The organism is Burkholderia sp. 10_S31, assembly GCF_056930375.1.
Genome location: NZ_JBXOWK010000003.1, coordinates 756,930 through 772,359, shown reverse-complemented (window position 1 = coordinate 772,359; position 15,430 = coordinate 756,930). Strand labels below are relative to the sequence as shown.

Genomic DNA, 15,430 nt, shown 5'->3' with positions numbered 1-15,430 from the left:
CCGTGGGAGTGCCGCGACTATGATCCGGAACACCAATGCCAACGAACAGGGGACCCGCCAGATGACCGCCACGACTACGCCGGCCGCCGCAACCGCCACCGCAGCACCGGGGCCGGCGTCGCCGCCCGCCCCACGGATGGGCCGGCTGCGTACCGCGGACGGTCTCGAGCTGGCGTCGTACCGCTGGCCGGCCGGCGACGGCACGGTACCGCCGCGCGCAACGATTGCGCTCGTCCATGGCCTCGCCGAGCATGCGGGCCGCTACGCGGCACTTGCGGCCCGACTGAACGCGGCCGGCATCGACGTGCTGGCGATCGATCTGCGCGGCCACGGCCAGTCGCCCGGCAAACGCACGTGGGTCGAGCGTTTCGACGGTTACCTGAACGATGCGGACGCGCTGGTTGCCGAAGCCGCCCGCGGCGATACGCCGCTCTTCCTGATGGGTCACAGCATGGGCGGCGCCGTCGCGGCGCTGTATGCGATCGAACGCGTGCCGGCTCGCGGCCATGCGCTGGCTGGCCTCGTGCTGTCGAGTCCGGCGCTCGCGCCGGGGCGCGACGTGCCGCGCTGGATGCTCGCGATGAGCCGCTTCATCAGTCGCGTGTGGCCGACCTTCCCTGCAATCAGGATCGACGCCGCGCTGTTGTCGCGCGATCCGGCCGTCGTCGCGGCGAATCGTGCCGATCCACTCGTGCACCACGGCGCGGTGCCGGCGCGCACGGGTGCCGAAATTCTCGACGCGATGGCGCGCATCGAGCACGGTCGCGGCGCGCTGCGCGTGCCGGTGCTGGTCTATCACGGCACCAAGGACAAGCTGACCGAGCCCGACGGAAGCCGCGCATTCGGCGCCCGCGTCGGCTCGCCCGATCGCACGCTGACGCTATACGAAGGGGGGGTCCACGAAACGATGAACGATCTCGAGCGCGACCGCGTGATCGATGCGCTGATCGTGTGGATTCACGCGCGCGTGCCGGCGCGCTGAGCTCGCGCCACCCCGCTGCCGGTCAGATGCCGGCCAGCACGCGCAAGTGCGCGACGACGCTGCGGCCGAGCGCGGACAGGTTGTAGCCACCCTCGAGACAGCTCACGATGCGGCCCTGCGCATGCCGGCGCGCGACGTCGACGATCTGCGCGGTCAGCCATTCGAAATCGGCCTCGACGAGACCGAGATTACCGATGTCGTCCTCGCGATGCGCGTCGAAACCTGCCGACACGAACAGCATTTGCGGCTTGAACGCGTCGAGACGCGGCAGCCAGAACATGTCGACCGCTTCACGGATCGCCATCCCGTTGCTACGCGCAGGCATCGGCAGGTTGACCATGTTCGGCGCCTGGTGATCGACGCCCGAGAACGGGTACAGCGGATGCTGGAAGAAGCTGCACATCAGCACCCGCTCGTCATTCGCGAATGCGGCTTCGGTGCCGTTGCCGTGGTGCACGTCGAAATCGATGATCGCGACGCGCTCGATACCGTGGACGTCGAGCGCATGTCGCGCGGCGATCGCGACGTTGTTGAAGAAGCAGAAGCCCATCGCACGCGCGGGTTCCGCGTGATGGCCGGGCGGCCGAACGCTGCAAAACGCATTCACGTAGCGGCCTTCGATCACTGCGTCGGTCGCCGCGATCGCGGCGCCGGCCGCACGCAGCGCGGCGCGCCACGTGTCGCGGTTCATCAGCGTGTCCGGATCGATCTCGACGTAGCCGTCGACGGGCGTCATGCTGCGGATGTAGTCGATATGGGCTTGCGTATGCACGCGGCCCAGCGCCACCTCGCTCGCGAACGGTGCGGTTTCATGCACGATCAGGTCGTCGATGCGGCTCGCGATCAGTTGATCCTGGATCGCCGACAGTCGGGCCGGGCATTCGGGATGCCATTCCCCCATCTCGTGCAGCATGCAATCGGGGTGCGTATAGAAGGCGGTTGCCATAAGCTGTCATCCGCGACGCAAGGTGCGCCGCAGGTCTCCATCAATGATGTCCATCGTCTGCCGCCAATTCGCCGCTAACTTACCACAACGGTACGCTGCTTCGCCCCGGCACGCAGGATGCGTCGGGTATACTGCGCCGAACCCCATCGCCCTGTCCGCCCGCTTCGACATGAATTCCAGCAAGCCTGCCGCCCTTCTCTCCACGCTGTTCCGCGTTCGCGTTCCGCTCGTTGCCGCTGCCGTCGCCGCTACGCTGACCGCCGCGCCCGCCGTCGCGCAGACGCAGCCTGCGAAGTCCTCCGGCACGCTCGTCGCGCAGGCGCAACAGCCGGCGCAGCAAGGCCAGACCTTCGAAGAGGAAATCGTTCCGCAGCGTTACGCGAACAACGCGAAGGTCGATGCGTTCATCGACGAGATGGTGAGCCGCAACGGCTTCGATTCCGCGAGCCTGCATGCGCTGTTCTCGCGCATCAGCTACTCGGCCACCGCCGTCAAGCTCGTGAAGCCGGCGCCGACGCCTTCGGTAAAGAACTGGCGCGTCTATCGTTCGAGGTTCATCGAACCGATCCGCATCAACGCGGGCGTGAAATTCTGGAAGGCGAACCAGGCGACGCTGCAGCGCGCATCCGAGGAATTCGGCGTGCCACCCGAGGTGATCGTCGGCATCATCGGCGTCGAAACGATCTATGGCCGCTACATGGGCAACTTCCGCGTGCTCGATGCACTGACGACGCTCACGTTCGACTATCCGGACACGCCGAATCGCGACAGCCGCCAGGCAACGTTCCGCAAGAACCTCGAGGACTTCCTGGTCTGGACCCGCGACAACCAGCTCGACCCGACCACCGTGCTTGGCTCGTATACGGGTGCGATCGGCATCCCGCAGTTCCTGCCGAGCAGCATTCGCGAGTATGCGGTCGACTACGACGGCGGCAGCCACGTCGATCTGCGCAGCAGTCCTGCCGATGCGATCGGCAGCGTCGCGAACTACCTGAAGCAGCACGGCTGGGAAACCGATCGCCCGGTGGTCTGGCGCATCACGCCCGACACGGGCAGCCTCGGCATCGCACAGGCCGCCGCGGACGGCCAGCCCGAGCCGCACTGGGCGCTGTCGCAACTGCTGCGCGCCGGCATGACGCTCAACGAGCCGATGGTCAACATCACCACCGAAGCCGGCACGCCGGTCACCGTGGTCGACCTGCCGTCGCCGGGACTTGCGACCGAATACATGCTTGGCCTGAAGAATTTCTACGTGCTGACGCGCTACAACCGCAGCTTCTTCTATGCGCTCGCCGTGTACCAGCTCGGCGAAGCCGTGAAGGCGCAGATGGAAGCGAGTGGCGCGCTGCCGCTGCCTGCAGCGGATACGGAAGCGCCAGTGCAGTAAGCACGGCCCGCGCAAACAAAAAGCGCCGCGTATGCGGCGCATTTTTATCGGGTGATTCTACGGATGCCGATCGGGCTCAGGCAGGAAACACGCCGGTCGACAGGTAGCGGTCGCCGCGGTCGCAGACGATGAACACGATCGTCGCATTCTCGACCTGGCGTGCGATGCGCATCGCGACTTCGCATGCGCCGCCCGACGAAATGCCTGCAAAGATGCCCTCGACGGCCGCGAGCCGGCGCGCCATCGTTTCCGCCGCGGCCTGGCTCACGTTCTCGACGCGATCGACGCGGCTGCGATCGAAGATCGTCGGCATGTAGGCTTCCGGCCACTTGCGAATGCCCGGAATGCGCGACCCGTCTTCCGGCTGCGCGCCGACGATCTCGATCGCCGAATTCTGTTCCTTCAGATAGCGCGACGTGCCCATGATCGTGCCCGTCGTGCCCATCGCAGACACGAAGTGCGTGATGCGACCTTCGGTGTCGCGCCAGATCTCCGGGCCCGTTCCTTCGTAGTGCGCGACGGGATTGTCGGGGTTCCCGAACTGATCGAGGATCACGCCCTTGCCTTCACGCTGCATCTGCTCCGCGAGGTCGCGCGCCAGTTCCATCCCGCCCTTTACCGGCGTCAGGATGATTTCAGCGCCGTAAGCGGCCATGCTCTGGCGACGCTCGACCGACAGGTCCTCCGGCATGATCAGCACCATCTTGTAACCACGGATCGCCGCGGCCATCGCGAGCGCGATGCCCGTGTTGCCGCTCGTCGCCTCGATCAGCGTATCGCCCGGCTTGATGCGACCGCGCGCCTCGGCCTTGCTGATCATCGACAGCGCCGGGCGATCCTTTACGGAACCGGCCGGATTGTTGCCTTCCAGCTTCGCGAGCACCACGTTGTTGCGTGCGCGAATCTCGTCGTCCGGCAGGCGGACCAGTTGCACGAGCGGCGTATTGCCGATCGTGTCTTCGATAGTTTTGTAAGCCATGGAGATACCGTGAGTGCGAGGCCGATCAATCGATTGATTGTAAACCAGCGCAGGGGCTCGCGCCGGCAACCCCATTGCGACGATGGAATAGGCCTTCCGCCTGTCTCATTGATTGTGCGCGCGCAGCATGACGCAAAAAACCCGCGGCATGCCGCGGGAAGCCGTCGTAACGACGGCGACTGAAGGAGCCTTTCGTCTCGTGTGCGTTACTTCTGCGCAGTACGGGCTGGCGCCGCAGCAGGTTTTGCCGCGGCGGGCTTGCCGGCGGCCGAGGCCGTCGCAACCGAACCGGCCGCGCCGATCGTCAACCCCTCCTGCTGGAGGCGCTCGACCGTATGGCCGCCCATGCCTTTCACGCGAGACGCGAGATCTTCTGCATTCCTGAACGGCCCGCGTGCGCCGCGCTCGTCGAGAATCGCCTTTGCCCGCGCGGGACCGATGCCCTTGATGCCGACGAGTGCATCTTCGTTCGCGGTGTTGACGTCGACGGCCGCCCAGGCCGACGCAATCGCGCCGAACATCACGGCTGCGGCAAACCATTTCCTGATCATGTGCTGGATCTCCGATGAAAGCGGTCGGCGGCTGCCGACCGTGAGACCCAGTCTAGCGATGCAAAGCGCGCGTTTAAACCTGGCCGGACAGCCAACGCACGTAGCGGTCGACACCTTCCTGCACCGTCAGGAACGGCGCCTCGTAGCCGGCAGCGCGCAGTTTCGTCTGGTCTGCCTGCGTGAAGCACTGGTACTTGCCGCGCAGCGCGTCGGGGAACGGCACGTATTCGATCAGCCCTTGTTCGACTTGCTGCGCGAGCGTCAGCGGCGGCAGGCTGTCGAGCGCGCGCAGCGTGTTCACGACCGTCGATGCAATGTCGTTGAACGGTTGTGCACGGCCCGTGCCGAGGTTGAAGATGCCCGACTTCTCCGGATGATCGAAGAAGAACAGGTTCACCTTCGCGACATCCTCGACCGAAACGAAGTCGCGCGTCTGCTCGCCCGGCGCGTAACCGTTGTACTCGCCGAACAACTTGACCTTGCCTTCCGCGCGAAACTGGTTGAAGTTGTGGAACGCGACCGATGCCATGCGGCCCTTATGCGTCTCGCGCGGGCCGTACACGTTGAAGTAGCGGAATCCGGCGATCTGGCTCTTCGCGCTCGGCAGCACGCGGCGGATCACCTGGTCGAACAGGAACTTCGAATAGCCATAGACGTTCAGCGGTGCCTCGACCTCGCGCTCCTCGACGAAACGCGTCGAGCCGCCGTAGATCGCGGCCGACGACGCGTACAGGAACTGCGCGCCCTGCGCGAGGCACGCATCGAGCACCGCGCGGCTGTAGCGGAAGTTGTTGTCCATCATGTAGCGGCCGTCGGTTTCCATCGTGTCCGAACAGGCGCCTTCGTGGAACACCGCGCGTACCTTGCCGAAATCGCCGCGCGTGAAGCGCTCGACGAATTCCGTCTTGTCGAGATAGTCGTCGATCTCGCAATCGATGAGGTTGCGGAATTTGTCCGCGCGCGTCAGATTGTCGACTGCGATGATGCGCGACTCGCCGCGCTCGTTGAGCGCCTTGACGATGTTCGCGCCGATAAAACCGGCTGCGCCGGTGACGATGATGGTCATGGTCGTTCTACCTGAAAAATTACAAGACATCCGTGCTGCGCGCTCGGCGCGCCGCCGAGTGCGCTCAGTGAAACAGTTCGTCGTAGTCTACCGTGGCCGTACCGAGCTTGCCGACCACGATGCCTGCTGCACGGTTCGCGAGCACGACGGCATCGACGAGCGGCACGCCTGCACCGAGCATCGTCGCGACCGTCGCGATCACGGTATCGCCCGCGCCGGACACGTCATACACCTCGCGCGCGAGCGCCGGTGCATGCAGTTCGCCCGTAGCGGAAAAAAGCGTCATCCCCTCTTCCGAACGCGTGAGCAGCAGGGCATCGAGATCGAGATCCGCGCGCAGCTTGGCGACACGCGCGCGCAAGTCGTCCTCCGATTGCCACTGTCCGACGACTTCGCGCAACTCCGCGCGGTTCGGCGTGATCAGCGATGCGCCCCGATAGCGCGCCCAGTCGCCGCCCTTCGGATCGACGAGCACCGGCTTGCCGGCCGCGCGCGCCTTTTCGATCATCGTCGTCACGTGCGTCAGACCGCCTTTCGCGTAATCAGACATCAGCACGACGTCGTGCTGCGGAAGCAGCGCATCGAAACGCGCGAGCCCGGCGAGCAGCACCTCGTGCGTCGGCACCGCCTCGAAGTCGACGCGCAGCAACTGCTGCTGCCGCGCGAGCACGCGCAACTTGATCGTCGTCGGCAGCGTCGCATCGCGTACGAGATGCGGCGTCACGCCGCTGCTGTCGAGCAGCTCGACGATCCGCTCGCCCGGTTCGTCGCAGCCGACCACGCACAGCAGCCCGGCCTGACCGCCGAGCGTCACGGCGTTGCGTGCGACGTTGGCCGCGCCACCGAGTCGCTCCTCCTGGCGCTGCACGTGCACGACGGGAACCGGCGCTTCCGGCGAAATACGGTCGACGTTGCCGAACCAGTAACGGTCGAGCATCACGTCACCGACGACGAGCACGCGCGAACGCGCAAGCTGCGCGCGCGGCACCGGCACCACTTCGCGAAGGGTAGTCATCGTGCATTCATCCACGGAAGGAGGACTGGGGATCGACATGCGGACGCCCGATCGCATGGTAGTCGATGCCGAGTTCGGCCATCGCGTCCGGCTCGTACAGGTTGCGCCCGTCGAAGATCACCGGCGCCTTCAGTTCGGTCTTCAGACGCGTGAAATCCGGGCTCCTGAATTCCTTCCACTCGGTGACGATCACGAGCGCGTCCGCTGCCGTCACGGCCGCGTCCTGCGTATCGACGAAGTGCAGGCGCGCAAGCGCGTCGGACCCTTCACCGAGATCGAGCGCGAACACGCGGCGCGCCTCGTCGATCGCGACCGGATCGTATGCGCGCACGGTCGCGCCACGCCCGAGCAGCGCCGCGATCAGCCGACGGCTCGGCGCTTCGCGCATGTCGTCCGTGTTCGGCTTGAACGCAAGGCCCCAGACCGCGAATTCGCGACCGGCCAGGTCCGCGCCGAAGCGCTGTTCGATCTTGCCGATCAGCACGTCCTTCTGCGCGGAGTTGGCCGCTTCGACGGCCTCCAGGATGCGCAGCGGCTGGCCATTTTCGCCCGCGGTGCGGATCAGCGCCTGCACGTCCTTCGGGAAGCACGAACCGCCGTAACCGACGCCCGCGTACAGGAAGTGATAGCCGATGCGCGGATCGGAGCCGATCCCGCGGCGCACGGCTTCGATGTCGGCACCAACCTTGTCGGCAAGATTCGACATCTCGTTCATGAACGAGATGCGCGTCGCGAGCATCGCATTCGCCGCATACTTCGCGAATTCGGCCGAACGCACGTCCATGTAGATCGTGCGCTCGTGATTGCGGTTGAACGGCGCGTACAGTTTCTTCATCTTCTCGCGCGCCACCGTGCCCGTCTCGTCGTCATCGACGCCGATGATGATCCGGTCCGGGCGCATGAAGTCCTCGACTGCCGCCCCTTCCTTCAGGAATTCCGGATTCGATACGACCGAGAACCGGTGCGCGACGCTGCCGGCGAGCCCGCGGGCGGCAAGCGCCTCGTCGACAACGGCACGCACGCGCTGCGCGGTGCCGACCGGTACCGTCGACTTGTCGACGATCACCTTGAAACCGGTCATGTGACGGCCGATGTTGCGCGCGGCCTCGAGCACGTATTGCAGGTCGGCCGACCCGTCCTCGTCGGGCGGCGTGCCGACCGCAATGAACTGGATCTCGCCGTGCGCGACGCTCGCTTCGATGTCGGTGGAGAAGCGCAGACGCCCTGCCGCGCGGTTGCGTGCGATGATGTCCAGCAGGCCCGGTTCGTGAATCGGCATCCCGCCGTTGTTCAGGATCTCGATCTTGCGCGGATCGACATCCAGGCAGAAGACGTCGTGGCCGATCTCGGCGAGACAGGAGCCCGTGACAAGACCGACATAGCCGGTGCCGATGATGGTGATTTTCATAGATGTTCCGGTACGTCCCGGTAATTGACTAACTTGGCCGCCGGGCCGGACCCGGCGGCAACCGCAGCGCGTCGGCGCCGCATGCCGGCATCAGCCCGGCATCGCAGGTTCGACGCGGCGCGGCGCGTAGGTTTCCCAGCCGCTGCATCCGGGGCACTGCCAGTAGAAAAGCCGGGCCCGGAAACCGCAATTCTGGCACGTATACCGTGGCAGATTTTTGGTGCGCTGCTTGATCAGCGTGCGCATCATTTCAAGTTCCTTACGGCACGGCTCGTCGGCGGCCGCGATCTGCGCATCGAGCAGGTGCAGCATGCCGGACAGGTTCGGCGACTTCTCCATCTGCGTGCGCGCGAGCGTATGCGCCGCTTCCTGGCCGCTCAGCCCGGCGATATGCTGATATGCGATATCAAGCAGGTCGTTCGACGGATAACGTTCGACATAGCCCATCAGCAGTTCGGCGCCCTCGACCGACTTGCCAAGCGCGGCATGGGCCTTCATCAGCTTGTCTGCGACGAGCGGCAGATACGCCGGATTCTGCCCTTCGACGCGCTTCCAGTGCTCGATCGCGGCCGCGTGATCGCCCGCCGCCCCCGCGGCATCGCCGGACAGGATCGTCGCGCGCACGTTCTGCGGGTTCGCGGCAAGCGCGAGCTTCAGCTGTTCGGCCGCTGCCGGGGCGTCCTTGCGTTGCAGTGCGTCCTGCGCGAGTTCGCAGTGAAACTGCGCGATTTCGGTGCCGAGCGGCTTGTCGCTCATCGACTCGATGCGCTTCGCCGTATCGATCGACTTGTTCCAGTCCTTCTCGATCTCGTAGATCGTCAGCAGCGCCCGCTGTGCGCCCAGTGCGTAGTCGCCATCGGCGAGCCGGTGGAAGGCCTCTTCGGCACGATCAAGCAGGCCGGCTTTCAGAAAATCCTGACCGAGTTCGTACAGCGCGTGGTCGCGCTCGTTCACCGGCAGGTCCGTGCGGCTCAGCAGATTCTGGTGCACGCGGATCGCACGGTCCGTTTCACCGCGGCGACGAAACAGGTTGCCGAGCGCGAAGTGCAGTTCGACCGTTTCGGGGTCGAGTTTCGCGACCTCGATGAACGCATCGATCGCCTTGTCCGGTTGTTCGTTCAACAGAAAGTTCAGGCCGCGGAAATACGATCGCGGCAGGTTGGCGCTCTCCGACAGGAGATTCTTCAGGTCATAGCGTGACGCCGCCCAGCCGAGCGCGAACGCCACCGGAATTGCGAGCAACCACCAGAAATCCAGATCCATGCGAAATATCGAAGCAGAGACGAAAACCGCGCGAGGATCGCGCGGCTTCCGTATTAAATGACGGGCGGCATCGGCGGCTGGTCGACGACGGCCGGAGTTTCACGCACCGCGCGCAGGTCGCGCTTCAGGCGTCCGTTCTCGAGACGCAAACGGAAGATGGCCGGCAGCGCGGACAGCAGGCCGGCCAGCAGCCCCACGACGAAGAACGCGAGGCCGATCAGGATCAACGGCGCTTGCCATGCGTAGCCGGCAACGAAATTCAGCGTCGCGGTTTGCGTATTGGCCAGTGCGAGCACCAGCAGCAGCACGAACACCAATACCCGGATCAGCCAGACGATAAACTTCATGTAGCCCTCTCTTTGTTGAGGTTTGCCGTGGCGCGCGACTCCCCTTCGCGGCGCCGAATCGACCCGTATTGTAAAGGAAGCGTTTCCGCGTCACCGCACATCCTGCGGATGCGCGTTGCCACGCAGTCGCCGGAAATGAAAAAAGCGCCCGCAAGGGGCGCTTTTTTCTTCAGCCTTCGCCGGATGGATTCCGGGCAAGCCGAACGACGTTCAACGCTCGTCGTCCGGATCATCAGCTTTCAGCGGCTCGCCGGCGCGGCCGTCGACGCGTTCACGCAATTCCTTGCCGGGCTTGAAGTGAGGCACGAACTTCTCGGGCACCTGCACTTTCTCCCCCGACTTCGGGTTGCGTCCGACGCGCGCCGGGCGACGGTTGAGGCCGAAGCTGCCGAAACCCCGAATTTCGATGCGATGCCCTTTCGACAGGGCGTCGGACATCGCATCGAGCATCGTTTTCACCGCGAAATCCGCATCCTTGAGGACAAGTTGCGGAAATCGCAGTGCCAGCTGCGCGACCAACTCGGATTTGGTCATACTTCAGCAGACCTCGTGAGGCTTACTGGTTCTGGCCGTCGAGCTTCGCCTTCAGCAGCGCGCCGAGGTTGGTCGTACCGGTCGCAGCAGCGCTGGTGTCCGACTGCAGGCCGCGGATCGCTTCCTGTTGTTCAGCCGAATCCTTTGCCTTGATCGACAGGTTGATGCCACGCGACTTGCGATCGATGTTGATCACCATCGCGTTGACCTTGTCGCCTTCCTTCAGCACGTTGCGTGCGTCTTCGACGCGATCCTGCGAGATTTCCGATGCACGCAGGTAGCCTTCGATGTCGCCCGTCAGCGTGATGACAGCGCCCTTCGCATCGACCGACTTCACCACGCCGTCGACGATCGAACCCTTGTCGTTCATTGCAACGTAGTTGCTGAACGGGTCGCCTTCGAGCTGCTTGATGCCGAGCGAAATACGCTCCTTCTCGACGTCGATGCCAAGCACGATTGCTTCGACTTCGTCGCCCTTCTTGTACTTGCGAACGGCTTCTTCGCCGGCTTCGCTCCACGACAGGTCCGACAGGTGGACCAGGCCGTCGATGCCGCCCGGCAGACCGATGAACACGCCGAAGTCGGTGATCGACTTGATTGCGCCCGTGATCTTGTCGCCCTTCTTGAAGTTGCGGCTGAAGTCATCCCACGGATTCGGCTTGCACTGCTTCATGCCGAGGCTGATACGACGGCGGTCTTCGTCGATCTCGAGGACCATGACTTCGACTTCGTCGCCCAGCTGGACAACCTTCGACGGAGCAACGTTCTTGTTGGTCCAGTCCATTTCCGACACGTGGACGAGGCCTTCGATGCCCGATTCCACTTCGACGAATGCGCCGTAGTCGGTGATGTTCGTGACCTTGCCGAACAGGCGCGTGCCCGACGGGTAACGGCGCGAGATGCCTTCCCACGGATCGTCGCCCAGTTGCTTGATGCCCAGCGAGACGCGGTTCTTCTCCTGGTCGAACTTGAGGATCTTCGCGGTGACTTCCTGGCCAACCGACAGGACTTCGCTCGGGTGACGCACACGACGCCATGCGATGTCGGTGATGTGCAGCAGGCCGTCGATGCCGCCGAGGTCGACGAACGCGCCGTAGTCGGTGATGTTCTTGACCACGCCGTTGACGATCGCGCCTTCCTTCAGCGTCTCGAGCAGCTTCGCGCGCTCTTCGCCTTGGGTCGCTTCGATCACTGCACGACGCGACAGCACGACGTTGTTACGCTTGCGATCGAGCTTGATCACGCGGAACTCGAGCGTCTTGCCTTCGTACGGGGTCGTGTCCTTGACCGGACGCGTGTCGACCAGCGAACCCGGCAGGAACGCGCGGATGCCGTTGACCATCACGGTCATGCCGCCCTTCACCTTGCCGGTGATCGTGCCGGTGACGAGTTCGTTGTTGTCGAGGGCCTTTTCCAGCGACAGCCACGATGCAAGGCGCTTCGCCTTGTCGCGCGACAGGATCGTGTCGCCGTAGCCGTTTTCGAGTGCGTCGATGGCGACGGACACGAAATCGCCCGACTGCACCTCAACCTCGCCCTGATCGTTCAGGAATTCCTCGATCGGAATGTAAGCCTCGGACTTCAGGCCTGCATTGACGACCACGAAGTTGTGGTCGACGCGCACGACTTCGGCGGAAATCACTTCGCCGGCGCGCATGTCTTGACGGGTCAGCGACTCTTCGAACAGAGCCGCAAAGGATTCGGTATTCGGGGTGGAGGTTTGCAGGTCGGACATAAAAATCTGATTGTGCATGGATCGCTGTGCCACGCCGGCCGGAATGGCAGGCTGAAAGGGCCAGATCGAAGTCCACACGGGGTTAAGGGTTCAAAACACGCTCCGCGCTTACGCGCGGAGCACCTACTGCTGCCCGCCTTCTCAGGCGGGCTGGCCCAGCGCCCGGTACCACTGCAGCACCTGGTCGACCGCTTCATCGACCGAAAGCGCCGACGTATCGAGCAGCTTGGCATCTGCCGCAGGCTTCAGCGGCGCGGCGGCGCGATTACTGTCGCGCGCGTCACGTTCACGAAGATCCCGGAGCAAGTTATCTATATTAGCAGAAAAACCTTTTTGCATCAATTGCTTATGCCGCCTGGTCGCGCGCGCCTCGGCGCTGGCCGTCAGAAACACCTTCAGCACGGCGTCCGGGAAGATCACGGTGCCCATGTCACGCCCGTCGGCGACGAGGCCCGGTGTCTTGCGAAACGCGCGCTGGCGCGCGACGAGCGCGGCACGCACCGGCCCGTGCACGGCAATCGCCGACGCGCGATTGCCGACCGCTTCGGCACGGATATCGTTCGACACGTCGACGCCATCGAGCTGCGCGCAGCCCTCGCGGAACGTGATGTGAAGATCGTCGATCAGCTTCACGAGCGCGTCGATGTCCTCCGCCGCGATGCCGTAGCGCACGCTCGCGAGCGCCGCCAGACGGTATAGCGCACCACTGTCGAGCAGGTGGAAACCGAGATGCGCGGCGACGAGCGCGGCGACGGTCCCCTTGCCGGAAGCAGTCGGGCCGTCGATCGTGATGACGGGGGTCGGGTGAAAGGGTCGGGTCGATTTCATCGGGTCAGTCGGGTCAGGCCTTGGCGAGCGCGGCGAAGCGGTCGAAATAGTCGGGGAACGTCTTGCCGACGCACTTCGGATCGTTGATCCGCACGGGCACGCCGCCCAGGCTGACAAGCGAGAAGCACATCGCCATCCGGTGATCGTCGTACGTGTCGATCGCGGCGTTCGGCGTGAGTTGCTGCGGCGGCGTGACGACCAGATAGTCGGGGCCTTCCTCGACGATCGCGCCGACCTTGCGCAGTTCGGTCGCCATCGCGGCGATGCGGTCGGTTTCCTTCACGCGCCAGCTCGCGATGTTGCGCAGCGTGCTGGTGCCGCTCGCGAACAGCGCCGCAACCGCGATGGTCATCGCCGCGTCCGGAATCAGGTTGAAGTCCATGTCGATCGGCTCGAGCTTGCCGTGGTCGTGGCCGATGCCGCGCACCTCGATCCAGTCGTCGCCCATCGACACGTTTGCGCCCATCTGCATCAGCGCGTTCGCGAAGCCGACGTCGCCCTGAATGCTCGCACGCCCCACGCCCTCGACGCGCAACGGACCGCCGCCGAGCGCGCCGGCCGCGAGGAAGTACGAGGCCGAGGACGCGTCGCCCTCAACCATGATGCGCCCCGGCGAACGGTAGCGGACGCCGGCCGGCACGACGAAGCGCTGCCAGCCATCGCGCTCGATGGTCACGCCGAAGCGCTCCATCAACCGGATCGTGATGTCGATGTACGGCTTCGAAATCAGTTCGCCGTCGACTTCGACGACGATCCTGCCATCCTTCGCCTTCACGAGCGGCAGCGCCATCAGCAGCGCGGTGAGGAACTGGCTCGACACGTCGCCGCGCACGCGGATCGGCGCGTCGACCGTGATTGCCGCAGGCTTGATCCGCAGCGGCGGAAAACCTTCGTTCTGCTCGTAGTCGATCTGCGCGCCGATCTGCCGCAGGCCGTCGACGAGGTCGCCGATCGGCCGCTCGTGCATGCGCGGCACGCCATGCACGCGATAGTCGCCACCGTTGACCGCGAGCGCCGCCGTCAACGGCCGCACCGCCGTGCCCGCATTGCCGAGGAACAGGTCGGCCGTCTTCGCCGTGAACGCACCGCGCGTGCCGGTGACGACACAGGTGTCGCCCTCGCGCGCGAGTTTCACACCGAGCTTGCCGAGCGCATCGAGCATCACGCGCGTGTCGTCGGAATCCAGCAGGTTGGTGATCGTCGTGTCGCCTTCGGCAAGCGCCGCGAGCAGCAGCACGCGGTTCGAGATGCTCTTCGAGCCGGGCAGGCGCACGGTGCCCGAAGCGCTGGAATACGGGCCGAGATCGAGATAGTCCATGAGAATCGTCCTGTTATTTCTTGACCGGTTCGGCAGCGGGCTGCGCGCCGCGCTCCTGCCATGCCTTGCGTGCGGCGCGCGAGCGCGTGAACACGGCTTCGAGCGCCGCGCCGTCACCGGCGTCGATCGCCGCACGCAGACGTGCGAGCACGCGCGTGTAGCCGTCGAGTTCGTCGAGCAGCGCCGCGCGATTCGCGACGCATACGTCGCGCCACATTTCCGGGCTCGATGCCGCGATTCGCGTGAAGTCGCGGAAGCCGCCCGCCGCGTACGAGAATTTCAGTTCGGCATCCGCCTCGCCGAGGATCTGCTCGACGAGCGCGAACGACAGCACGTGCGGCAGATGACTGATCGACGCGAACACGCGATCGTGCTGCTCGGTACTCATCGTGCGCACGTCGGCGCCGGTCGCCCGCCACATCGCGTCGATCCGCGCGACCGATGCGGACGCGTTCTCCGGCAGCGGGCACAGCACGACGTTGCGGCCGACGTACAGATCCGGCAGCGCGGCTTCGACGCCACTCGATTCGCGCCCGGCGATCGGGTGCCCCGGCACGAACTGCGCGATCCGCGCACCGAGCGCTTCGCGCGCGGCCGCGACGACGTCGGACTTGGTACTGCCCGCGTCGGTGACGATCGTCGCGGCGTCGAGCCACGGTGCGATGCGCGCGAGCAACGGGCCCGTTTGCGCGACGGGCGCGGCCAGCAGCACGAGATCGGCGCCGGCGAGCGCGTCGCGCAGTTGCGCATCGTCGTCGAGCGCTGCCGCGCGATCGATCACGCCGAGTGCCAGCGCGCGCTCGACCGACGCACGTGAACGGCCGACGCCGACGACTTCGCCCGCGCCGCCCAGCGCGCGCTCGCGCAGTGCGCGCGCCAGCGATCCGCCGATCAGGCCGACGCCGAAGATGACAAGTTTGTTGAATGCAAAGCCTGACACGACAAGAGCCAAGTGACGCGCGCGAAACGATGCCCCGCGCGCGGAAGTCCAGATCCTGGGCAACGGGCCCGCACCCGGCGCGACCTGCACCGGATACCGCCCGAGCCCGCCTTCGGCAGTGCCGCCCGGCC

At 65.2% G+C, this 15,430-nt stretch carries 15 protein-coding genes; 2 read left to right on the top strand and 13 right to left on the bottom strand.

Annotated features, from left to right (window positions below; all coding sequences use genetic code 11):
* The first annotated feature begins 61 nt into the window (after positions 1-61).
* Complete coding sequence (locus tag AC1Z3W_RS23630) at positions 62-982, top strand: lysophospholipase (protein WP_483508559.1); 921 nt, start codon at positions 62-64, stop codon at positions 980-982.
* 22 nt (positions 983-1,004) lie between these two features.
* Here the strand turns inward: AC1Z3W_RS23630 and AC1Z3W_RS23625 are convergent, their stop codons facing one another.
* Positions 1,005-1,928: a histone deacetylase family protein gene (locus AC1Z3W_RS23625; RefSeq protein ID WP_483508558.1), complete on the bottom strand. Its 924-nt coding sequence runs from the start codon at positions 1,926-1,928 to the stop codon at positions 1,005-1,007.
* Positions 1,929-1,971: 43 nt separating this feature from the next.
* On the opposite strand from AC1Z3W_RS23625, the gene mltB reads away from it, so the two are divergent.
* The gene (gene mltB, locus AC1Z3W_RS23620) at positions 1,972-3,315 is read left to right on the top strand and encodes a lytic murein transglycosylase B (RefSeq protein ID WP_082664810.1); all 1,344 of its coding nucleotides are present in this window, start codon (positions 1,972-1,974) and stop codon (positions 3,313-3,315) included.
* A 76-nt stretch (positions 3,316-3,391) separates the two neighbouring features.
* Here mltB and cysM read toward each other — a convergent pair whose 3' ends face one another.
* From cysM to AC1Z3W_RS23560, 12 genes are all read right to left on the bottom strand, one after another.
* A complete protein-coding gene (gene cysM / locus AC1Z3W_RS23615; RefSeq protein ID WP_057928106.1) occupies positions 3,392-4,294 on the bottom strand; it encodes a cysteine synthase CysM in 903 nt (300 codons plus the stop codon).
* Positions 4,295-4,500: 206 nt separating this feature from the next.
* Complete coding sequence (locus tag AC1Z3W_RS23610) at positions 4,501-4,845, bottom strand: ComEA family DNA-binding protein (protein ID WP_057928107.1); 345 nt, start codon at positions 4,843-4,845, stop codon at positions 4,501-4,503.
* 73 nt (positions 4,846-4,918) lie between these two features.
* Positions 4,919-5,911, bottom strand: coding sequence for an ADP-glyceromanno-heptose 6-epimerase (gene rfaD / locus AC1Z3W_RS23605; protein ID WP_057928108.1), 993 nt, complete (start codon positions 5,909-5,911; stop codon positions 4,919-4,921).
* Positions 5,912-5,975: 64 nt separating this feature from the next.
* The gene (gene rfaE1 / locus AC1Z3W_RS23600) at positions 5,976-6,926 is read right to left on the bottom strand and encodes a D-glycero-beta-D-manno-heptose-7-phosphate kinase (RefSeq protein WP_483508557.1); all 951 of its coding nucleotides are present in this window, start codon (positions 6,924-6,926) and stop codon (positions 5,976-5,978) included.
* 7 nt (positions 6,927-6,933) lie between these two features.
* A complete protein-coding gene (locus AC1Z3W_RS23595) occupies positions 6,934-8,334 on the bottom strand; it encodes a UDP-glucose dehydrogenase family protein (RefSeq protein WP_057928110.1) in 1,401 nt (466 codons plus the stop codon).
* Positions 8,335-8,424: 90 nt separating this feature from the next.
* The gene (gene lapB, locus AC1Z3W_RS23590) at positions 8,425-9,597 is read right to left on the bottom strand and encodes a lipopolysaccharide assembly protein LapB (protein ID WP_483508556.1); all 1,173 of its coding nucleotides are present in this window, start codon (positions 9,595-9,597) and stop codon (positions 8,425-8,427) included.
* A gap of 53 nt (positions 9,598-9,650) precedes the next feature.
* Entirely contained in the window at positions 9,651-9,944 is a 294-nt protein-coding gene (locus AC1Z3W_RS23585; protein WP_057928112.1) for a lipopolysaccharide assembly protein LapA domain-containing protein, read from the bottom strand.
* 210 nt (positions 9,945-10,154) lie between these two features.
* The gene (locus AC1Z3W_RS23580) at positions 10,155-10,478 is read right to left on the bottom strand and encodes an integration host factor subunit beta (protein WP_006750752.1); all 324 of its coding nucleotides are present in this window, start codon (positions 10,476-10,478) and stop codon (positions 10,155-10,157) included.
* Positions 10,479-10,500: 22 nt separating this feature from the next.
* The gene (gene rpsA / locus AC1Z3W_RS23575; RefSeq protein ID WP_044844859.1) at positions 10,501-12,213 is read right to left on the bottom strand and encodes a 30S ribosomal protein S1; all 1,713 of its coding nucleotides are present in this window, start codon (positions 12,211-12,213) and stop codon (positions 10,501-10,503) included.
* Positions 12,214-12,354: 141 nt separating this feature from the next.
* Positions 12,355-13,041, bottom strand: coding sequence for a (d)CMP kinase (gene cmk / locus AC1Z3W_RS23570; RefSeq protein WP_057928113.1), 687 nt, complete (start codon positions 13,039-13,041; stop codon positions 12,355-12,357).
* A gap of 13 nt (positions 13,042-13,054) precedes the next feature.
* Positions 13,055-14,359 (bottom strand): 3-phosphoshikimate 1-carboxyvinyltransferase, encoded by a 1,305-nt coding sequence (gene aroA, locus AC1Z3W_RS23565; RefSeq protein WP_483508554.1) that lies wholly within the window; start codon positions 14,357-14,359, stop codon positions 13,055-13,057.
* Positions 14,360-14,372: 13 nt separating this feature from the next.
* The gene (locus tag AC1Z3W_RS23560; protein WP_483508553.1) at positions 14,373-15,299 is read right to left on the bottom strand and encodes a prephenate dehydrogenase/arogenate dehydrogenase family protein; all 927 of its coding nucleotides are present in this window, start codon (positions 15,297-15,299) and stop codon (positions 14,373-14,375) included.
* Positions 15,300-15,430: the final 131 nt, after the last annotated feature.